The sequence below is a fragment of the Streptomyces sp. NPDC033177 genome, assembly GCF_055577715.1.
Map to the genome: position 1 here is coordinate 564,469 of NZ_JBVIPS010000003.1, position 19,836 is coordinate 584,304.

The 19,836-nt window shown below is 69.3% G+C and carries 16 protein-coding genes; 11 read left to right on the forward strand and 5 right to left on the reverse strand.

Translation table 11 applies throughout. From position 1 onward, the window contains the following. Window positions 1–47 precede the first annotated feature (47 nt). Window positions 48–986 carry an oxidoreductase gene (locus ACZ5U5_RS13770; RefSeq protein WP_469020392.1) on the reverse strand — a complete coding sequence of 313 codons (939 nt, stop codon included), beginning with the start codon at window positions 984–986 and terminating at the stop codon, window positions 48–50. Window positions 987–1,092: 106 nt separating this feature from the next. Between ACZ5U5_RS13770 and ACZ5U5_RS13775 the strand changes: the two genes are divergently transcribed. Both ACZ5U5_RS13775 and ACZ5U5_RS13780 read left to right on the forward strand, forming a co-directional pair. Further along, the gene (locus ACZ5U5_RS13775; RefSeq protein ID WP_469020874.1) at window positions 1,093–1,701 is read left to right on the forward strand and encodes a TetR family transcriptional regulator; all 609 of its coding nucleotides are present in this window, start codon (window positions 1,093–1,095) and stop codon (window positions 1,699–1,701) included. 70 nt (window positions 1,702–1,771) lie between these two features. Then, window positions 1,772–2,476 carry a ribonuclease H family protein gene (locus ACZ5U5_RS13780; protein ID WP_469020394.1) on the forward strand — a complete coding sequence of 235 codons (705 nt, stop codon included), beginning with the start codon at window positions 1,772–1,774 and terminating at the stop codon, window positions 2,474–2,476. Between the two features lie 39 nt (window positions 2,477–2,515). On the opposite strand, the gene ACZ5U5_RS13785 is transcribed toward ACZ5U5_RS13780, so the two are convergent. Continuing rightward, window positions 2,516–4,147, reverse strand: a complete 1,632-nt coding sequence (locus ACZ5U5_RS13785; RefSeq protein ID WP_469020397.1) for a penicillin-binding transpeptidase domain-containing protein — start codon at window positions 4,145–4,147, stop codon at window positions 2,516–2,518. A 184-nt stretch (window positions 4,148–4,331) separates the two neighbouring features. Beyond that, window positions 4,332–5,294, reverse strand: a complete 963-nt coding sequence (bla, locus tag ACZ5U5_RS13790; protein ID WP_469020876.1) for a class A beta-lactamase — start codon at window positions 5,292–5,294, stop codon at window positions 4,332–4,334. Window positions 5,295–5,483: 189 nt separating this feature from the next. Between bla and ACZ5U5_RS13795 the strand changes: the two genes are divergently transcribed. The 3 genes from ACZ5U5_RS13795 (at window position 5,484) to ACZ5U5_RS13805 (ending at window position 8,262) form a co-directional block, all read left to right on the forward strand. Next, a complete protein-coding gene (locus tag ACZ5U5_RS13795) occupies window positions 5,484–6,386 on the forward strand; it encodes a LysR family transcriptional regulator (RefSeq protein WP_469020399.1) in 903 nt (300 codons plus the stop codon). Window positions 6,387–6,423: 37 nt separating this feature from the next. Then, window positions 6,424–7,350, forward strand: coding sequence for a serine hydrolase (locus ACZ5U5_RS13800; protein ID WP_469020402.1), 927 nt, complete (start codon window positions 6,424–6,426; stop codon window positions 7,348–7,350). A 126-nt stretch (window positions 7,351–7,476) separates the two neighbouring features. Then, the gene (locus ACZ5U5_RS13805; protein ID WP_469020404.1) at window positions 7,477–8,262 is read left to right on the forward strand and encodes an SAM-dependent methyltransferase; all 786 of its coding nucleotides are present in this window, start codon (window positions 7,477–7,479) and stop codon (window positions 8,260–8,262) included. Between the two features lie 53 nt (window positions 8,263–8,315). On the opposite strand, the gene ACZ5U5_RS13810 is transcribed toward ACZ5U5_RS13805, so the two are convergent. After that, window positions 8,316–8,663, reverse strand: a complete 348-nt coding sequence (locus ACZ5U5_RS13810; protein WP_469020406.1) for a hypothetical protein — start codon at window positions 8,661–8,663, stop codon at window positions 8,316–8,318. A 264-nt stretch (window positions 8,664–8,927) separates the two neighbouring features. Between ACZ5U5_RS13810 and ACZ5U5_RS13815 the strand changes: the two genes are divergently transcribed. From ACZ5U5_RS13815 to ACZ5U5_RS13840, 6 genes are all read left to right on the forward strand, one after another. After that, window positions 8,928–9,938, forward strand: a complete 1,011-nt coding sequence (locus ACZ5U5_RS13815) for a LacI family DNA-binding transcriptional regulator (RefSeq protein WP_469020409.1) — start codon at window positions 8,928–8,930, stop codon at window positions 9,936–9,938. 232 nt (window positions 9,939–10,170) lie between these two features. Beyond that, window positions 10,171–11,613 carry an extracellular solute-binding protein gene (locus ACZ5U5_RS13820; protein ID WP_469020878.1) on the forward strand — a complete coding sequence of 481 codons (1,443 nt, stop codon included), beginning with the start codon at window positions 10,171–10,173 and terminating at the stop codon, window positions 11,611–11,613. Then, entirely contained in the window at window positions 11,613–12,569 is a 957-nt protein-coding gene (locus ACZ5U5_RS13825) for a carbohydrate ABC transporter permease (protein WP_469020411.1), read from the forward strand. The genes ACZ5U5_RS13820 and ACZ5U5_RS13825 overlap by 1 nt, the downstream gene beginning before the upstream one ends. Window positions 12,570–12,587: 18 nt before the next feature. Next, window positions 12,588–13,463, forward strand: a complete 876-nt coding sequence (locus tag ACZ5U5_RS13830; RefSeq protein ID WP_469020414.1) for a carbohydrate ABC transporter permease — start codon at window positions 12,588–12,590, stop codon at window positions 13,461–13,463. Between the two features lie 84 nt (window positions 13,464–13,547). Next, on the forward strand, window positions 13,548–15,155 hold the full coding sequence (locus ACZ5U5_RS13835) for a glycoside hydrolase family 13 protein (RefSeq protein ID WP_469020416.1): 1,608 nt from the start codon (window positions 13,548–13,550) through the stop codon (window positions 15,153–15,155). 79 nt (window positions 15,156–15,234) lie between these two features. Further along, entirely contained in the window at window positions 15,235–17,448 is a 2,214-nt protein-coding gene (locus ACZ5U5_RS13840) for a discoidin domain-containing protein (protein WP_469020419.1), read from the forward strand. 66 nt (window positions 17,449–17,514) lie between these two features. On the opposite strand, the gene ACZ5U5_RS13845 is transcribed toward ACZ5U5_RS13840, so the two are convergent. Beyond that, window positions 17,515–19,755 carry an MMPL family transporter gene (locus ACZ5U5_RS13845; protein ID WP_469020421.1) on the reverse strand — a complete coding sequence of 747 codons (2,241 nt, stop codon included), beginning with the start codon at window positions 19,753–19,755 and terminating at the stop codon, window positions 17,515–17,517. Between the last annotated feature and the right edge of the window lie 81 nt (window positions 19,756–19,836).

Consider the following 19,836-nt stretch of genomic DNA (forward strand, 5'->3'; position numbering starts at 1 on the left):
CCACCGCTGAGAGGTCGCACGGAAACCCGGAGGTCGGCTCCGGACGTCTATACGGCGGCCGGGAACGTGAAACGTACGTCGGTGAGTTGCTCCGACAGCTCCCACAGGCGCCGCCCGGTCTCCTCGTCCGCCGCCACGGGGGCCAGCCGCACCCGGGTCGGCGCGCCGCGCAGCTCGGCCAGGCCGCCGGGGCCGATGAACTGGCCGCTCTCCACGCCCGGTTCGGTCGCCGCGTACAGCTGGGGCAGCGCGCCTTCGGCCGGGCGCTGGGCGAACAGTGGGTTGCCGATGCGCCCGAGCAGCACCCGCCACAGTCCGGTCGGCGTGCCCGTCTGGAGGTGGGTGGCGGTGTAGCCGGGGTGGGCGAGCACGCTGCGCACCGGGCTGCGGGACGCGGAGAGGCGGCGGTGGAGTTCCTTGCCGAAGACGGCGTTGGCGAGCTTCGACTGGTTGTAGTTGCCCATGGGCTTGTAACTGCGCTCGCCGTGCAGGTCGTCGAATCGGAGGCGCGCCTGGCGGTGGTTGATCGAACTCACCGTCACCACGCGGGGGTTGCTCCCGGCTGTCAACAGGTCGAGCAGCAGGCCGGTGAGCGCGAAGTGGCCGAGGTGGTTGCAGGCGAACTGCAGCTCGTGGCCCTGCTTGCTGAGCGTACGAGGCGGCGCCATCACCCCCGCGTTGTTGATGAGCACATCGAGGCGTGGATGGTCGGCGCGCAGCCCGTCGGCGAAGCCACGGACCGAGTCGAGATCGGCCAGGTCGAGGCGGCGTATCTCCAGGCTCGCGTCCGGCTGCGCGGCGGTGATCTCCGCGGCCGCTCGGCGGCCCTTCTCCTCGTCGCGCACCGCGAGGATCACGTGCCCGCCCCGCCGGGCGAGCCCCCGGGTGGTCGCCAGACCGAGGCCGCTGTTGGCCCCGGTGACGACGAACACCCGCTTGGTCTGGTCGGGGATCTGGTCGGCTGTCCAGCGCTGTTGCTGCGTCATGCGGCACATGTTGTCGGTCGTGGCACTCAGTGTCAAGAGTGATTCTGAGTGTCATGCAAGGCATGGCGTGTACCATGGCCCGGTGAGTTCCCGCCCCGAAGTGACCATGGCCGAGCGCAAACGGCAGCTCGTCTCGAACGAGTTGACCGAAGCGGCGCTGCAACTCCTCGCGCGGAAGGGGTTCGACGCGGTCACCATCGACGAGATCGTGACCACCGCGGGGGTCTCCCGGCGGACGTTCTTCCGGTACTTCGCGTCCAAGGAGGACGTGGTCGTCCAGTTCCTGGCCGACATGGGCGTCGGCATCCACGCGGAGCTGGCGGCCCGTCCCGCCGATGAGCGGCCTTCGGTGGCGCTGCGGCACGCGGTGTGGGTTCCGCTGGCCGCCTGCGGTGATCACTCCGAGCGGGTGCTGCCCGTGGTGCGGCTGATCCTGCGTACGCCGGCGCTGCGCGCCCGCTTCCTGGAGCACCAGGCGCAATGGGGCGACGACCTGACGGGAGAAGTGGCGCGGCGAGTGAGGCGTGACGCGGGCGTGGACCTTTACCCGCGGCTGGCCGCGAGCATGGCGCTGTCCGCCTTCGACGCCGTGCTGCAACGCTGGAGCGACAGCGACGGCGTCGAGGACCCGGCCGAGCTGACCGACCGGGCGTTCGCCGTCATCGCCCCGGCGCTGGATGCCCCCGAGGTCCAGGGTCCGTCAGAAGGGGCCTGAGGGTCCGGCGCCGTCCGATGCCGGAGGGGCGGTGGCCTTCGCGTGTCTCCGGGGCTGGCATCATCGAGGGATGTCTGACTTGATCATCGCCGCCTGTGACGGAGCCGCGAAGAAGAATCCCGGGCCCGCCGCCTGGGCCTGGGTGGTCGCCGACTCCGACGAGCGCCCGCAGCGGTGGGAGGCGGGGCCGCTCGGCGACACGACCAACAACGTGGCTGAACTGACCGCGCTGGCCGAGCTGTTGGAGTCCACGGACCCGGCCGTGCCGCTGGAGGTCCGCATGGACAGCCAGTACGCGATGAACGCCGTCACCAAGTGGATCGCGTCCTGGAAGCGCAACGGCTGGCTGACCGCCGCGAAGAAGCCGGTCGCCAACAAGGAGCTCGTCGTGCGCATCGACGCACTCCTGCAGGGCCGCGCGGTCACCTTCCGGCACGTCGCGGCCCACCAGGCGGACGGCGACCACCTCAACGCGATCGCCGACGTCGCGGCCAGCGACGCCGCCACGACACAGCAGCCCGCGGGAACCGTCCACGGAGCGGTCACGATCCCGGAGCCGCGGCCCGAGCGCATGACGGCCTCACCCGCCGCCCGGCCGCGCAAGAGCTCCGGTGCGGGAAAGGCCTCCGGCGCGAAGACGGGCAAGGGCGGCGCGAGCGGCGTCATCAAGGCCAAGTTCCCCGGCCGCTGCCACTGCCAGAAGCCCTACGCCACCGGTGAGAAGATCGCGAAGAACGCACACGGCTGGGGTCACGTGGAGTGCCGGGACTCCTGAGGCCCACGGCACCCGCAGAGGCCAGGGGCGCGCCGCTCGTCAGGACGGATCGTCGGGTACGGCACCGAGGAGGCTGCGTACGACGGGCCCGGCCGACGCGCCGCCGGTGACGCCCTTCTCGACGACGCAGGCCACGGCGACATTGCCGCGATACGCGACGAACCAGCCGTTGTTGGGGGCGTCGTCGGAGACCTCGGCCGTACCCGTCTTCGCTCCCACCTTGCCGGGGAGGTCGGCAAGGACCGAGGCCGTGCCGTCGGTGACCGTGGTGCGCATCAACTCCCGCAGCTGCGTGACGACTTCCTGCGGCAGCGGGGTGGTACTTGTCGTGTCCTTGGCGGCGCCCGTCAGGCTGGGCTGGTGGAAGGTGCCGGACACCGCCGTCGCGGTGACGGACGCCATGATCAGCGGGTTGGCCTGCACTCTGCCCTGCCCGATCATCGAGGCGGCCTTCTCGGTCTGATCCCGCGGGGCCGGGACCGACCCGTCGTACGAGGGGATCCCGACGCCCCACTTCTGCCCGACCCCGAAGTACTTTCCGGCGACGTCGCCGAGTTCCTGGTCGCCGACCTTGTCGCGCAGGCTGATGAAGGCGGTGTTGCACGAGGTGGTGAAGTCCTTGCGGAAGGTGGCGCCCCGGTGTTCCGAGGTCTCCACGTTCTGGAACCGCTTGCCGACGGTGAGGTACTTCGGGCAGTCCACGATGTCGTCGGGCGCGACCGCGTCCTTGAGGAGCAGGGCGCTGGTGGTGACGATCTTCCAGGTGGAGCCCGGCGCGTAGGTGCCCGAGACGGCGCGGTTGAACCCGGACGAGGGGGAGTTGGCGACGGCCAGGATCTCGCCGTCGTCGATCCGCAGGGCGACGAGCGCGGCGTCCTTGCCGTCGGCCTTGGTGGCGAGGGCCTTCTCCGCGGCGGACTGCCAGGTGGCGTCGAGGGTGGTGGACACGGGACGGTCGGCGGGACGGTCGGACTTCTTGCCGAAGGAGGCTTCCGTGCCCTTGACCTCACCGGTGGCCCGGTCGACGAGCCGCACCGCACCGCGCGGGCCCGCGCCGCCGCTCCCGGCGATCTGGGGGAGGAGCGGACCGAGGGAGGGGTGCGGCTTGCTCGACAAGGCGTTCCCGCCCCGGTCGTTGATCTCGGGCCCGGGGGTGTCCTCCCGCTCCAGACGGAACTTCTCCGTGCTGCTCAGTTTCGGGTGCACGAGGGACAGCGCCCACTCCACCTTCCACGTGCCGTCGTCCTGCTTGCGCAGGGGCACAGCGGAGGCGTAACGCCAGGTGCCGAGGCCGGTGACGGGCATCTTCGCGGTGAAGGCCACGGTCACGGTGCCGTCCTCACCGGCCTTGGCCGCACCCGGTGTCAGGTCCGGCTCGCTGATGTCGAGTCCGGCGGTGAAGCTGTTCAGGACGCGCTCCGCCTGCTCCGGGCGCGAGGTCAGCGCCGCCGCCCGTGACATGCGGCCCGCCTCCCAGCCGGCGAGGAACGCATGCGCCTGCCTGGTCGCCTCCGGGTCGGGTATCGCGGGCCCAGGATCGAACGGGCCGAGCTCCGCGGCGTACCCGATGCCTGCGGCCAGTGCGAGCGTCAGGCCCGCCACGACCACCACGCGGGTGGCCTTCCCGGCGGGGCCGCGGCCGTGGTCGGTGAGGGGTGCGACATCCGTCATCGAGGGCTCCTTGACATGGCTTTCCGCTGCGGGCAGCGGATAGGAAGAGGGCGGGGCCGGGGTGCGGCGGGCGGCAGGATCCGCCGCGCCCGACTGTCCGGTACCGGGTCACGCACCGACGACGTACCTCTGCTGAAACCGCGAGGCGTTGTGCCTGCGCTTACGGCGCGAGGCGTTCGACCCGCTACCGCAGCGCGTCGACGGTCGTCGAGGCTGCTTCCGCGATCAGCTTGTCGGAGGGCTCGGCGTTCTTTTCGCCGCGGTTCGACAGGATCGCCATCACGATGGGGGCGCCGTCGGGGGGCCACACCACGGCGATGTCGTTGCGTGCGCCGTAGTAGCTGCCGGTCCCCGTCTTGTCGCCCACCACCCAGTTCTCGGGCACCCCGGCCTTGATGGTGTGGTCGCCGGTGGTGTTGGTCTTCAGCCACTTGGTGAGCTGCGCGCGTTCGCCCTTGCGCAGGACGTCCCCGAGCACGAACGCCCGCAGGTCCTTGGCCAGCGCCCGCGGTGTGGAGGTGTCCCGCTTCTCGCCGGGGACCCAGGTGCTCAAGTCAGGCTCGATACGGTCCATCCGCGTGACGTCGTCGCCCATCTTCTCCAGTACGGCGTCCAGACCCTTGGGGCCGCCGAGCCGCTCGAACAACAGGTTGGCCGCGGTGTTGTCGCTGTAGCGGACGGCGGCGTCGCACAGTTCGCCCAGCGTCATCCCGGTGTCGACGTGCTTCTCGGTCACGGGCGAGTTGGCGACCAGGTCGTCCTCGGAGTACCTGATCTTCTGGTCGAGGCCGCTCAGCGAGTACTTGCGCAGCACGGCTCCGGCCTCCAGCGCCTTGAACGTGGAGTTGAAGGCGAAACGCTCCCCGGCGTTGTGGATCACCTCGCGTCCGGTGCCGGTGTCCACGGCGTAGACACCGAGTCGCGCGTCGAACTTACGCTCAAGCGCCTTGAACTCGCGGGTGGCCGACTTCGAGGCCCCAGCGGGTTCGGTCGTGCCAGCGGGCTTCGTGGTCGCCGCGGACGGTGACGACGACGATGACGATGACGAAGACGCCGAGGATTCGCCGTCCGCGCAGGCCACGAGCGGGACGACGAAGAGCGTGGCGAGTGCTCCGAGAACGGAGCGACGGGCGCGGGTGCGCCGCAGACGGGCTCGGGTGTGCTGCATGGGCCAAACCTCCGGGCGCCCCGAGGGCAGGGCGCATAGGGGACGGGGCGGCACGGCTCCGTCCCGGTACGTGGTCGTGAGTGCCGCAGCCACCCTCGCCGTCGGGTGCGTATGCGGTCCAATACGCTCATGCGTGGTTCCATGCTGATCTGGCATAGGATCCGGGGCGTGGATCTGGTGGGAGCGTGTCGCGCGTTCGTCAGCGTCAGCGAGTACGGCAGTTTCACCGACGGAGCGGCCGCGGCGCGGATGTCCCAGTCGGTGGCCAGCCGTCGCGTCGCCGCGCTGGAGGAACGCTTCGGCGAGCCGTTGTTCGAGCGCACCTCACGGCGCGCCGTCCTCACCCCCTTCGGCCGGGACATGCTGCCCACGGCCCGCCAGCTGGTGCAGGCGGCGGACGTGCTCATCGACGAGGCCGAGGCCGTCAAGCGCAAGCCCTGGCGGCTCGCGGTGCCCGGCATCTGCTCCACGATCGGTCTCGCCCGCCTCGTCGCCGAGGCGCGTGACCACGGCATCACGCTCGACCTGCGGGTGGCCGCGCCGACGCAGCGCAGAGAGCTCCTGCACGCACAGCAGGTGCGCGCCGCGCTGCTCGCGGTGCCCGCGGACGAGGCGACGTGGTCCGTGCCGCTGGGGCTCGCCGCTGCCCGGGACCCCGGCGTGCGGCGCGTCTACCTCGAGACGCTGCGGGTCGGCCGCGCCTCTACGGGCCCGGCCCGGCGTGTCTGGATCCAGCCGGAGGACGACGTGCCGCGCATCCGCGACCCCCTGACACGCCTGCGCGACGCGCTCGGCCTGCGGCCCGCGCAGCTCGTCGCCGCGCCCGACCTGACGAGCGCCGCGGCCGAAGTCCTCTGCTCGGACGACCTGTTGCTGTGCTCCCTCGCACAGGCCGAGGAACTCGCCCTCACCTGGCGGCCCATCGGGGAGGTCGCGCTCGGCCGGGGGTTCGCCCTGGCCGCCGCGGCGGACGGTAATCCGCAGCACATCGAAGCGCGCCTTGGCGAGGCCATCGCCCGCTGCCTGGGTGCGAGCTCCCGAACCGGGGCCTTGGCCGGAGCGGCGCGATGATCAGGGGCGACGATCTCGGCACGGAGGTGGGGGCGGCATGAACGGATATTTGCGCGATGGTGCGAGCACCGAGGCCTTGCTGCGTGAACTGCGCGGGCAATTGCTCGACGGCGGCCTGCGCGGCTGTCTGCTCGTGCGGGACCTGCACACGGGGGATGAGCTGGGCATCGATGCGGACACCCACCTGCCGTCGGCTTCCCTGGTCAAGGTCCCGCTCGCGCTCGCGACGCTCGAGCGGATCCGGCGGGGCGAGCTCGACGGGGGAACGATCCTTGAAGTGCAGCCGGGGCGGGTCACCACGCCCGGCCCCACCGGGCTGAGCCGTTTCCGTCACCCCGCCCGGATCGCGATCGACGACCTGCTCTACCTGAGCACCTGCCTCAGCGACGGGATGGCAGCCGAAGCGTTGTTCGAGCTCACCCCGCCCGCCCAAGTCACCGCCATGCTGCACGAGTTCGACATCCGTGGCATCGCCGTGCGGCACAGCGTGGACGAGCTGTCCGACACCCCGGTGGAGCGCTTCGACGCCGATCAGGTCCACCTCGCCCACGCCCTCGCCATCGACGCGGGCACCAGTGGCCGTGGCCACCGGGTGCCGCAACTCGACACCACCCGGGCCAACACGGGCAGCGCCCGCACCTTCGTCGATCTGCTGCAGGCCCTGTGGACGCCGTCGAAGGTCCACCCCGACGTGGCCCAGCGGCTGCGCGACCTCATGGCCCACAACGTACTGAGGCACCGGCTCACCCCGGACTTCAGCTCCGACGCGAGCACGTGGTCCTCCAAGACCGGCAGTCTCCTCAACCTGCGTCACGAGATCGGCGTCGTCGAGCACTCCGACGGCCAGACCTTCGCCGTCGCGGCCCTGACCGAGTCCCTCGTGCCGGCCGGCGCGCAACCCGGCGCCGATGCCCTCATGGCACAGGTCGCGCGCAGCCTGCGCGACCACCTCCGGCAGCTCTGACCGCCACCGCGCGTGACTCCCTCAGCAGCCGCGAGTAACTCTCCTACCAGCCAATACAGTTGACCTCGTGACCTGTAGGGTCGGAAGATCCTTGCCGAACGGGTCAGACACGTAGGGGAGTCACGGATGACCACAGACGACACCAACGCCCCCATCGACACCAGCAGGCCGCACCCCGCGCGTGTCTACGACTGGCTGCTGGGCGGCAAGGACAACTACCTGGTCGATCAGGAGATGGGGGAGAAGCTGCCGCCCGAGGCACGTGCGAACGCGGCGCGGAACAGGGCGTTCATGCAGCGCGCCGCGGCCTGGCTCGCTGACAACGGTGTCAGGCAGTTCCTCGACATCGGCACCGGCATTCCCACCGCGCCGAACCTCCACCAGATCGTGCAGACGATCGCGCCCAGCTCCCGGGTCGTGTACGCGGACAACGACCCCATCGTGCTGCGACATGCCGAGGCCCTGCTGGTCAGCAGCCCGGAAGGCGCCACGGACTATGTCCAGGCGGATGTGCGCCGGCCCGAGGCGATCCTCGACCATGCTCGCGAACTCCTGGATTTCGAGCAGCCCATCGCGCTTTCCCTCATCGCCCTGATGCACTTCATCACCGACGAGGAGGACCCCTACGGCCTCACGCGCACCCTCGTGAGCGCTCTGCCGTCCGGGAGTTATCTGGTGCTGTCCCACGGCACCACCGACGAACACCCCAAGCTCGCGGACTCCGTCTCCGACACCTACAAGAAGGGTCAGGTGCCGCTGCGGATGCGGCGCCGCGCGGAGGTCGAGCGTTTCTTCGAGGGGCTGGAACTGGTCGAGCCCGGCCTGGTGACGGCGACGCACTGGTACAAGGGATCGCCGGCACCGAAGGCCGAGTTGAGCGGTTTCTACGTCGCGGTCGCCCGCGTGCCCTGAGTTCGGAGTGCGGACCGATCAGGTCAGGTCGGGCCAGGTCAGGTCAGGTCAGGTCAGGAGAACAACACCGACCGCATCTGCAGCCGCTCGCTCGCGCCGCCGGTGTGGGGACGCAGGGTGAACTGTTCGCCGGTGCAGTCGGCGTTCGTGAAGGCGATCGCGTACGAAGCGGTGCGGTTCCTGGGGGAGTGGGCCGGCGGCTGGTCGTACTCCCGGGCCGCCTCGTCGAACGTGACGCACTCGCCGCTGCTCGGGTCGTGGAGTGTGGCCTGCCCCTCCTGGCCGGTGCTGTCGACGTACGTGTAAATGAAGTCGCCCTCGGTGGCGTGGGCGGAGCCGGGTACGGTCAGGAGCAAGGCGGCGGCACCGGCCGCGGCGGCCAGTGAGTGACGAAGACGCATGGGTCGTTTCCTTTGCTGGACGTGCTTGTTGGACGTGCTTGTTGAACTGCTGGACGTGCCGGAACGGCGACCGGCACGTGAACGCATCCCGGCATTCCCGAGCCGACCAGCAGTGATACCTGAATCGGCAAAGATGAGCCGCCGAAACGATCCGCCCTCACCCGTTCGGTCCCGTCCGAGGTTCGGCGCGCGTCAGGTGCGCCCTCCGAAACGGATTTAGCGAGCACGCAAACAGGACGCAAGAATTGCAGTATTCTTGCGGCCATGACGCGACGACTTGCTCAGGTGGCGCGGAAGGTCGGGGTCAGCGAGGCCACGGTCAGCCGGGTGCTCAACAACAAGCCGGGAGTCTCCGACGCGACCCGGCAGTCCGTGCTCTCGGCCCTGGACGTCATGGGGTACGAGCGTCCCACTCAGCTGCGCGGCGAGCGGGCCCGGCTCGTGGGCCTGGTGCTGCCCGAGCTGCAGAACCCGATCTTCCCGGCGTTCGCGGAGGTGATCGGCGGCGCGCTCGCCCAGCAGGGGCTGACCCCCGTGCTGTGCACGCAGACCAAGGGCGGGGTCTCCGAGGCGGATTACGTCGAGCTGCTGCTGCAGCAGCAGGTGTCCGGCGTCGTGTTCGCCGGCGGGCTGTACGCGCAGGCGGACGCCCCGCACGAGCACTACAAGCGGCTCGCCGCGCGCAAGATCCCGGTGGTTCTCGTGAACGCGGCGATCGAGCGGCTCGGGTTCCCGGCGGTCTCCTGTGACGACGCCGTGGCGATCGAGCAGGCCTGGCGGCATCTGTCCACGCTCGGCCACCGCCGCATCGGCCTGGTGCTCGGCCCCGCCGACCACATGCCCTCGCAGCGCAAGCTCGCCGCTGCCCGTGCGCTCGTGGAGCAGGCCGGCGAAGAGCTGCCCGAGCGGCATGTCTCGCGCGGGATGTTCTCGATCGAGGGCGGCCAGGCCGCCGCCGCGCGCCTGCTGGACGAGGGGGTCACCGGCATCGTCTGCGCGAGCGACCCGCTGGCGCTCGGCGCGGTGCGCGCCGCCCGCCGCCGCGGCCTGGGTGTCCCGCAGGACGTCTCGGTGGTCGGATACGACGACTCCGCGTTCATGACCTGCACCGATCCTCCGCTCACCACGGTGCGCCAGCCGATCGAAGCCATGGGCCGCGCGGCGGTCGAGCTGCTCACGCTGCAGATCGCCGAAAGTGCGGTGCCCACCGAGGAGTTGCTCTTCGAACCGGAGCTGGTGGTGCGCGGCTCGACAGGGCAGCCTCCGCAGGCGTAGGTGCTGGACCGCCCGCAGGAGGGCTGGGGCGGCTGACGGGAAATCATTGCCTTCTGGCTGTCAATTTCTTTCAATCATCGCGCGAGATATTGCGTTGTTCTGTCGGCGGTGCTTGAGTAAGCGCCGCCACACAGTCCGCGCAGCTGTGGGCTTCCCAGCTCCTGCCATGCCGTCCCTGCCTCCACGGGCAGGCGGCGCTGTCCAAAGGGGTCCACCGATGAGCAGCTCCCGGATGCCACTTCGCCGTATCCGCCGCCGCACCACTCTCCGTACGACCGGCGTCCGCCGTCGTACGGGCACGATCGCCGTAGCCTCAGCGCTCGCCCTCACCGCCCTGGCCGCCTGCGGCACGAGCAGCAGCAGTGACGGCGACTCCGACGGGGACAACGGTGCCGACGCGGCCAACGCCGCGGCTCCGCTGGACCCGAAGACCAAGGTGACGCTCACCATCGACTGCATGCCGCCGGCCGCCGAGAAGGCCGAGCTCAAGCAGTGGAAGGAGGACGTCAAGGCGTTCAACAAGAAGTACCCGAACGTGACGATCGAGGGGAAGCAGACCGACCCCTGCCTGGAGCCTCCCCGCTTCACGGCGATGCTGAAGGCGAAGTCCCAACCGGACGTCTTCTACACCTACTTCACCGATCTGCAGCAGGTCCTGGACAACGACGGGGCCCAGGACATCAGCGCGTACGTCAACGACAAGTCCGTACCGGCGCTGAAGGACATGGACCCGAACGTCCTGGGCGTCCTGAAGAAGGACGACAAGCTCTACGGCCTGCCCTACAGCAACTACACCATGGGCCTGCTGATCAACCGCAAGCTCTTCGAGAAGGCCGGACTCGACCCCAACTCGCCTCCGCAGACCTGGGCCGAGGTCCGCTCCGCCGCCAAGAAGATCGCCGCCCTGGGCGACGGCGTCTCGGGCTTCGGCGAGTACAGCGCGGGCAACAACGGCGGCTGGCACTTCACCGCCACCACCTACGGCCTCGGCGGCGACATCGTGACCGAGGACGGCACCAAGGCCGCCTTCAACAACGACACCGGCAAACAGATCGTCGACAACCTCAAGGCCATGCGCTGGGAAGACAACAGCATGGGCAAGACCCAGCTGCTCAAGTGGGGCGACCTGCAAAAGCAGATGGCCTCCGACAAGCTCGGCATGTTCCTCGCCGCGCCCGACGACATCACGTACATGGTGCAGAACCTCGGCGCGAAGTACGACGACTTCGGGATGGGTCCGATACCCGGCCAGAAGGCCACGCTCTTCGGCGGCAACGACTACATGATCAAGAAGGGCAGCTCGCCCGACCAGATCAAGGCCGCCATCGCGTGGATCAACTTCAAGTTCCTCAGCGTCGGAAAGGGCCAGTTCGACTGGGCCCGCACGAAGGCGGACGGCCTGCCCGTCGGCCTGCCGCAGCCGAACTTCTGGACCGGTGACAGCAAGGCCAAGGACGACAAGGCCCGCGAGGAAAGCGCGACGATGCCCGTCGAGAACTTCCAGGCCTTCACCGACAAGCCGGTCACGGGCAAGGCCGAGCCGCCCAAGGCGCAAGAGGTCTACAAGGTCCTCGACACGCTGATGTCGGCCGTCCTCACCAACAAGGACGCCGACGCGGACAAGCTACTCAAGACCGCCGAGCAGCAGGTCAACCAGGTCCTGGCCAACCAGTGATGTCCGCTCCCACCCTCTCCGAGAACAAGGCCCGGCCGTCCCTCCCGGCGGACGGCCGGGCCCCCGGCCCCGAACACGGCGCGTTCCGCCGGGCGTTGAAGCGCAACCTCACCGCCCACGCCTTCCTGATCGGCGCTCTCCTGTGCTTCTCGATCTTCTCCTGGTATCCGATGGTCAGGGAATTCATCCTGGCCTTCCAGAAGACCGAGAACGGCGAGACCGTCTGGGCCGGCTGGTCCAACCTCACCTACATCTTCAACGACCCGGCGTTCTGGCAGGCGTGGCGCAACACCTTCCTGTTCACCGGACTCGCGCTGCTCCTCGGCTTCGCCGTGCCCTTCGCCATCGCCCTGATACTCAATGAATTCCGGCACGGGCGCGGCTACTTGAGGCTGCTCGTCTATCTCCCGGTGATGCTGCCGCCGGTGGCATCGGTGCTGCTCTTCAAGTACTTCTACGACCCCGGACACGGCCTCTTCAACCGCATCCTGGAAGCCGTGGGCCTGCCAGGGCAGGCATGGCTGCAGGACACCGACACCGCGATGCTCTCCGTGGTCGTCGCCGCCACCTGGATGAACATGGGCGGCGCGACACTGATCTACCTGGCCGCACTGCAGTCAATCCCCGGCGAGCTGTACGAGGCGGCCGAGCTGGACGGCGCGGGCATCTTCCGCCGCATCTGGCACGTCACCATCCCGCAGACCCGGCTGATCCTCTCGCTGATGCTGCTCATGCAGATCATCGCCACCATGCAGGTGTTCGTGGAGCCGTTCCTGCTCACCGGCGGCGCGGGCCCCGAGGGCGCGACCCTGACCGTCGTCCACCTCATCTACCAGTACGCGTTCACCTTCAACAACTACGGCAGCGCGGCGGCGCTCGGCCTGGTCCTGCTCGTACTGCTCGCCGGATTCTCGGCGGCGTACGCGCGACTGAGCCGCGCCGGCAGCGAAGACTAACCGGGGGAGACGACGGACATGAGCACACGCACCCTGATCTCCCCGGCCCAACTGGCCTGCCCACGCGGCAAGTTCCTGTACTGGACGGCCTTCACCGTGGTGACGGTCCTCTTCACCCTGGTCTTCATCGGACCCCTGTACTGGATGGTCACCAGCGGCCTCAAATCCCCGCAGGAGTTCGCCCAGACACCGCCCACCCTGATCCCCGACGCCGTCCACCCGCAGAACTACGCGGACGCCTGGGGCGTGATGGACCTGGCCAAACTCCTGTTCAACACCCTGTACTACGCGTTCGGCGCGCTCGCCTTTCAGCTGATCTTCGACGTGGCGGCCGCCTACTCGCTCTCCAAGCTGCGGCCAGTGTTCGGCAAGGCGATCCTCGGAGCGATGCTGCTCACCCTGATGATCCCGGCCACCGTCCTGGTCGTTCCGCAGTACCTGACCGTCCTCGACGTGCCCGTCGTGGAGCGCAACCTCATCAACTCACCCTGGGCGATCTGGCTTCCCTCGGTCACCAACGCCTTCAACATCTTCCTGCTCAAACGGTTCTTCGACTCCATCCCGCGCGAGCTCCTGGACGCCGCCGCCATCGACGGTGCCTCGACCATGCGCACCCTGCGCTCGGTGGTCCTGCCGCTGTCCCGGCCGATCCTCGGCGTCGTGTCCATCTTCGCGGTGGTCGCGGTCTGGAAAGACTTCCTCTGGCCGATGCTCACCCTGCCCGACCCCGGCAAGCAGACCGTCAACGTCGGCATCTACTCCCTGGCCGCCAGCGTCTCCGAGAACTGGCTCCTGGCAGCCCTGGCCATCGCCTCGCTGCCGACCCTGATCATCTTCCTGATCTTCCAGCGCAACATCATGAGCGGCCTGACCGCCGGCGGCCTCAAGGGCTGACCCCCGCGCCCGTCCCACGTACCCACCCCGCCACCGCTCCAAGCCACGGCGGCGGGGTCCCACCTGCCCGAAAGGAACCCTCACGTGGCAGTCACCTCCCCGACCGATGCCTCCTGGTGGCGCTCGGCCGCCATCTACCAGGTGTACGTACGCAGCTTCGCGGACGGTGACGGCGACGGCACCGGCGACCTCGCGGGCGTCCGGGCCAAGCTGCCCTACCTCGCCGAACTCGGCGTCGACGCCCTGTGGTTCAGCCCCTGGTACCTCTCGCCCATGGTCGACGGCGGCTACGACGTCGCCGACTACCGTGTCATCGACCCGGCCTTCGGCACCGTCGCCGAAGCCGAGAAGCTGATCGCAGAGGCCCGCGCGCTCGGCATCCGCACCATCGTCGACATCGTCCCCAACCACGTCTCCGACCAGCACGTCTGGTTCAAGGCGGCACTGGCCGCGGGCCCCGGCGCGCCCGAACGCGAGCTCTTCCACTTCCGCCCCGGCCGCGGCGCCGACGGCGAACTGCCGCCCAACGACTGGCCCTCGCAGTTCTCGGCGACCGCATCGACCTGGACGCGTGTCGAGGACGGCGAGTGGTACCTCCACCTCTTCGCCCCCGAGCAGCCCGACCTCAACTGGGCCCACCCGGCGGTGCGCCAGGAACACGAGGACGTCCTTCGGTTCTGGTTCGACAGGGGAGTGGCGGGCGTACGGATCGACTCCGCCGCGCTGCCCGCCAAGGATCCTGCCCTGCCCGACTTCACCGAGGGCGTCGACCCGCATCCCTTCATCGACCGCGACGAACTGCACGACATCTACCGCTCCTGGCGGGCCGTCGCCGACGAGTACGACGGTGTCTTCGTCGGGGAGGTCTGGCTCCCCGACGCCGAGCGCTTCGCCCGCTATCTGCGCCCCGACGAAATGCACACCGCCTTCAACTTCAGCTTCCTGTCCTGCCCTTGGGACCCCGCGAAGCTGCGTACATCCATCGAGGACACGCTCGCCGAGCACGCTCCGGTCGGCGCCCCGGCGACCTGGGTCCTCTGCAACCACGACGTGACGCGGACGGTCACCCGCTACGGCCGCTCGGACACCGGATTCGACTTCGCCACGAAGGTGTTCGGCACCCCCACCGACCTGGCGCTCGGCACCCGCCGTGCCCGCGCCGCGGCCCTGCTGGCCCTCGCCCTGCCCGGCGCGGTCTACATCTACCAGGGCGACGAACTGGGCCTGCCCGAGGCCGACATCCCCCGCGAGCACATCCAGGACCCCATGCACTTCCGCTCCGGTGGCACCGACCCGGGCCGCGACGGCTGCCGGGTGCCGCTGCCCTGGACGGCCGCCGAACCGCACGCGGGCTTCGGGTCGATGACAGGACCCTGGCTCCCCCAGCCCGACGGCTGGCCCTCATACGCCGCCGACCTCCAGGCGGCGGACGCCGGTTCCATGCTCACGCTCTACCGCACCGCCCTGCGCCTGCGCCGCATCGAACCCGGCTTCGGCGACGGCCCGTTGACCTGGTTGCCGACGGACGACGGCGTGCTGGCCTTCGTACGCGAACCGGGCCTGGCCTGCGTCGTCAACCTCGCCCCCACACCCCGCCAACTCCCCGCCCACACACGCCTCTTGCTGGCAAGCGGCCCGCTGGACGAGTCGGGCCGCCTGCCGCAGGACACGGCGGCCTGGCTGCGCATCTGAACCCCCGGGCCCCCTCCCGGGGCCCTTCTCCCCGGACCGAGCACTGACCTCCCCACTCACAAGGAAGGTGCACCACCACATGACCAGACCTGACAGGAGCACTACAAGGACGAGAACGAGTACCACGCGCAAGTGGTACGCCGCCGTGGCCACCGCCGGCCTCGTCGGCACCCTCGTCACCGGCCTCGCGGCCCCCGGCGCGCAGGCCGCCGAGGCAGCCGCGGGCGCCACCCTCCCCTTCACCTCCGTCGAGGCGGAGAGCGCGACCACCAACGGCGCCAAGATCGGTCCCGACTACACCCAGGGCACGGTCGCCTCCGAGGCCTCGGGTCGGCAGGCGGTACGGCTCGCGGCGGGCCAGAGCGTGGAGTTCACCCTCCCCAAGGCGGCCAACGCACTCAACGTCGCCTACAACGTGCCCGACGGCCAGTCGGGCACGATGGCCGTGTACGTCAACGGCCAGAAGATCTCCAAGACGCTCGCCGTCACGTCGAAGTACAGCTACGTCGACACCTCCTGGATCGCGGGCTCCAAGACCCACCACCTCTTCGACAACGCACGGCTGCAGCTCGGCCAGAACCTGCAGTCGGGCGACAAGGTGAAACTGGAGGCCGTCTCCACCCAGGTCACCGTCGACGTGGCCGACTTCGAGCAGGTCGCGGCGGCCGCGGCAAAGCCGTCGGGCGCGCTCTCCGTCACCGACAAGGGCGCCGATCCCACCGGCCAGGGTGACTCCACCCAGGCGTTCCGCGAGGCCATCACTGCGGCCAAGGGCGGCACGGTCTGGATCCCGCCGGGTGAGTACAGGCTCACCCAGTCGCTCAACAACGTCGACAACGTCACGATCCGCGGCGCGGGCAACTGGCATTCAGTCGTGCGCGGTTCACGCTTCATCGACCAGTCGAGCGCGCCCACCGGCAAGGTGGGTCTGCACGACTTCGCGGTGATCGGCGAGGTCACCGAGCGGGTCGACGACAACCCGGACAACTTCGTCAACGGATCACTCGGCCCGAACTCCACCGTCTCCGGGATGTGGCTCCAGCACCTCAAGGTCGGTCTCTGGCTGACCGGCAACAACGACAACCTCGTCGTGGAGAAGAACCGCATCCTCGACATGACCGCTGACGGCCTCAACCTCAACGGCACGGCCAAGGGCGTCGACGTACGCAACAACTTCTTGCGCAACACCGGCGACGACGCTCTGGCCATGTGGTCCCTCAACTCCACCAACAGCAACTCGACTTTCTCCGGCAACACCATCTCGCAGCCCAACCTCGCCAACGGCATCGCGATCTACGGCGGTCGCGACATCACCGTCAAGGACAACCTGATCCTCGACACCAACGCCCTGGGCAGCGGCATCGCCATCTCCAACCAGAAGTTCCTCGATCCGTTCTTCCCGCTGGCAGGCACCATCACCGTCTCCGGAAACACCCTCGTACGCACGGGGGCGATGAACCCCAACTGGCAGCACCCGATGGGGGCGTTGCGCGTGGACGCATACGACAGCGCCATCGAGGCCACGGTGAACATCACCGACACGACCATCACCGACAGCCCCTGGAGCGCGTACGAATTCGTCTCGGGCAGCGGCACCGGCAAGGCCGTGAAGAACGTCAGCGTCGACCGCTCGACCATCGACAAGGTGGGCACGGTCGTCGTCCAGGCCGAGACGCCCGGCGCGGTGAAGATGTCGAACGTCAAGGCCACCGGGGTCGGCGCGGCCGGCATCTACAACTGCCCCTACCCGACCGGCTCCGGCACCTTCACCCTCACCGACGGCGGCGGCAACTCCGGCTGGGACAGCACCTGGGACGACTGCTCGACGTGGCCGAAGCCCGGCGGCGGCAACCCGGACCCCGACCCGGACCGCAACCTCGCCAAGGGCCGACCGGCGACCGCGACCGGCTCTGCCGACGTCTACACACCCGCCAAGGCGGTCGACGGTGACGCGGCGACGTACTGGGAATCCACCAACAACTCCTTCCCGCAGTCGATCACCGTCGATCTCGGCAAGGCGGAACCGGTGCGCAGGGTCGTCCTGAAGCTGCCGCCGCCCGCTGTCTGGGGGGCGAGGACCCAGACCCTCTCCGTCCAGGGCAGCACCGACGGCACCAGCTTCAGCACGCTGGCCGACTCGAAGGGCTACCGCTTCGACCCGGCGAGCGGCAACCAGGTGACCATCACGCTGCCCGCCTCCTCTCCCGACGTCCGTCATCTGCGGCTGCGCGTCACGGCCAACACCGGCTGGCCCGCAGCGCAGGTGAGCGAGGTGGAGGCCTACCTGTCCTGACCTCCCGCGCCCGCGCGCCTCGCTCGCCCACCGCTGTGCCGGGGGCGAGCGAGGCGTTCCGATCGGTCAGACCTGCGTCGACTTCTCGTACGGCGACTCGTTCACGAGCTGCGGCGCGGCAGCCGGTTCGGGGGCTGGGCCCCCTTCGCTGAGGCCGAACCGTTCGTGGAACGTGCGCAGGAAGCCGGGTGCGTACCAGGCCGAGCGGCCGAGCAGACGCATCGCAGCGGGTACGAGGATGCCGCGGACGGCGACGGCGTCGATGAGGATGGCAAGGCCGCTGCCCAGGCCGAACATCTGCATGAAGCTGAGCTTGGCCGTGCCGAAGGCGAAGAAGCTCACCGCGAGCAGGCAGGCCGCCGCGGTCACGATGCGGCCGGTGTGCCCCAGGCCGTTGGTCACGGCGGACTCGTTGTCCTCGCCCAGGTCGTGGAGCTCCTTGATACGGCTGGTGACGAACACTTCGTAGTCCATCGAGAGGCCGAAGGCGATGCAGAACATCAGCACCGTCATGGACACCTCCATGGGCTGCGCCGTGAAGCCCAGCAGGGAGGAGAGGTTGCCGTCCTGGAAGATCCACGTCATCACGCCGAGAGTGGCGCCCAGGCTGATCATGTTGAGGAGAAGTGCCCGCAGTGGCTGCACGATGCTGCCGGTGAACAGGAAGAGCAGGAGGAAAGTGGTGAGGGCGACCAGGGCCACGGCGAGGGGAAGCCGGCTGCCGATGGAGTCCTTGGAGTCGACCAGTTCGGCGTCGACTCCGCCCACCATGGGCTGTGCTCCGGCGGGCGGGTCGATCGACCTCACTTCCGTCACGAGGTCCTGGGCCGCGTCCGACTTCGGTGGCAAGGTGCTCACGACGGTGATCTGCTGCGCGTCGGGCCGGCCCAGGGCTTTGTTGCCGGTTATGGCCGCCTCGGACCGTCCGTCGGCGTAGGTGCCCTGGCTGGTCTCGACGCGGACCACGTCCTTGAGGCCGGACAGTTCAGTGGCGTACGTCTTCAGCGGGGCCTTGCTCAGGGGGTCGTCGATGACGACGTGCAGGGCCGCATCGTCGTTGCCGTTGAACTTCTCCTGCATTACGGACGAGACCTGGCGGCTCTGCGCGTCCTCGGGCAGCACGCGTTCGTCCGGTGTGCCAAAGGTGATGCCGAGGAGCGGGCTCGCCGCGAGGAGCAGCACCGCGAGCACGGGCAGCGCGGTGAGCGCGGGGCGTCGCATGACGGTGCCGGCGAGGCGTCCCCACAGGGGCGCGCGGCCGGTGGGCCGCCCACGCCTCGCCCACGGCAGACGTCCGCTGTTGACCCGGTGGCCCAGGACGACGAAGAGGGCGGGCATGACGAACAGGGTGCTGATGGCGGCGATGGCGACGACACCGACCCCGGCGTAGCCGAACGAGCGCAGGAAGTACTGCGGGAACACCAGCAGGGCCCCGAGCGCGGCAGCCACGGTCGCGGCGGAGAACGCGACCGTGCGGCCCGCAGTGCTGACCGTGCGGCGGACGGCGTCCTCCACGCTTGCCCCTGCCGCGAGTTGCTCGCGGAAGCGGCTGACCATGAGCAGGGCGTAGTCGATTCCGAGGCCGAGTCCCAGGGCGGTGGTCAGGTTGATGGCGAAGATGGACACGTCGGTGATGCTGCCGAGGACGAAGAGCTCCGCGAACGTGCCCGCGATGGCGATGAGACCGATGATCAGCGGCAGCAGGGCCGCGATCAGACTGCCGAAGACGAGCAGGAGGAGTACGAGGGTGAGCGGCACGGCGATGGCCTCGGCCAGCAGGAGATCTTCGCCGGACTGTGTGCCCATCTCACTGGTCACGGCGGCGCCACCGCCCGCCTGGACGGTGAGTGCGCCCTTGTACGGGCCGGCGTAGGCGTCGATGACGCTCTTGGCGTTCTCGTCCCGCTCCAGGTCGTCGCCCTTCACGTGGGCGAGCACCATGGCTTCCCGGGCGTCCTTGGAGCGCAGGTCGGGGCTTGCCGTGTCCCAGTACGAGATGACGTTCTCGAGGTTCTGTTCCTTCTTGAGGTCGGCCACCAGGGCCTTGCCGCTCTGTCGGGCTTCCGGGGCATCGATGCGGCCTTCGGAGGCGCGGACCAGCAGGACGAGGTTCGTCTCTCCGTCGAACTTCTCGTCGATGACTTCCCCGGCCCGGGTGGACTGCGAGCTCGGGTCGTCGTAGCCGCCTCCCAGCAGCTTGCCGAAGGCGCCGGCGCCCAAGGCACCCATGAGGGCCATGGCGACGACGGCCACGACGAGTATGAGCCGGGCCCGGCGGATCGCCAGTTCGGCCATGCGTTCAAACACGTCCGCTCTCCTTTGGTGTCATGCGGTGAAAGCGGCGCGAAGCGGCCTGCATCAGGGGACGCGAAGCGGCCGGAACAGGTG

Excerpts from the sequence above, each read along its gene's own strand:
- ACZ5U5_RS13820 (WP_469020878.1), top strand. The coding sequence starts at position 10,171 with ATGCCACTTCGCCGTATCCGCCGCCGCACCACTCTCCGTACGACCGGC.
- ACZ5U5_RS13810 (WP_469020406.1), bottom strand. The coding sequence starts at position 8,663 with ATGCGTCTTCGTCACTCACTGGCCGCCGCGGCCGGTGCCGCCGCCTTG.
- ACZ5U5_RS13815 (WP_469020409.1), top strand. The coding sequence starts at position 8,928 with ATGACGCGACGACTTGCTCAGGTGGCGCGGAAGGTCGGGGTCAGCGAG.
- ACZ5U5_RS13800 (WP_469020402.1), top strand. The coding sequence starts at position 6,424 with ATGAACGGATATTTGCGCGATGGTGCGAGCACCGAGGCCTTGCTGCGT.
- ACZ5U5_RS13775 (WP_469020874.1), top strand. The coding sequence starts at position 1,093 with ATGGCCGAGCGCAAACGGCAGCTCGTCTCGAACGAGTTGACCGAAGCG.
- ACZ5U5_RS13830 (WP_469020414.1), top strand. The coding sequence starts at position 12,588 with ATGAGCACACGCACCCTGATCTCCCCGGCCCAACTGGCCTGCCCACGC.
- ACZ5U5_RS13785 (WP_469020397.1), bottom strand. The coding sequence starts at position 4,147 with ATGACGGATGTCGCACCCCTCACCGACCACGGCCGCGGCCCCGCCGGG.
- ACZ5U5_RS13840 (WP_469020419.1), top strand. The coding sequence starts at position 15,235 with ATGACCAGACCTGACAGGAGCACTACAAGGACGAGAACGAGTACCACG.
- ACZ5U5_RS13770 (WP_469020392.1), bottom strand. The coding sequence starts at position 986 with ATGACGCAGCAACAGCGCTGGACAGCCGACCAGATCCCCGACCAGACC.
- ACZ5U5_RS13805 (WP_469020404.1), top strand. The coding sequence starts at position 7,477 with ATGACCACAGACGACACCAACGCCCCCATCGACACCAGCAGGCCGCAC.
- ACZ5U5_RS13780 (WP_469020394.1), top strand. The coding sequence starts at position 1,772 with ATGTCTGACTTGATCATCGCCGCCTGTGACGGAGCCGCGAAGAAGAAT.
- ACZ5U5_RS13825 (WP_469020411.1), top strand. The coding sequence starts at position 11,613 with ATGTCCGCTCCCACCCTCTCCGAGAACAAGGCCCGGCCGTCCCTCCCG.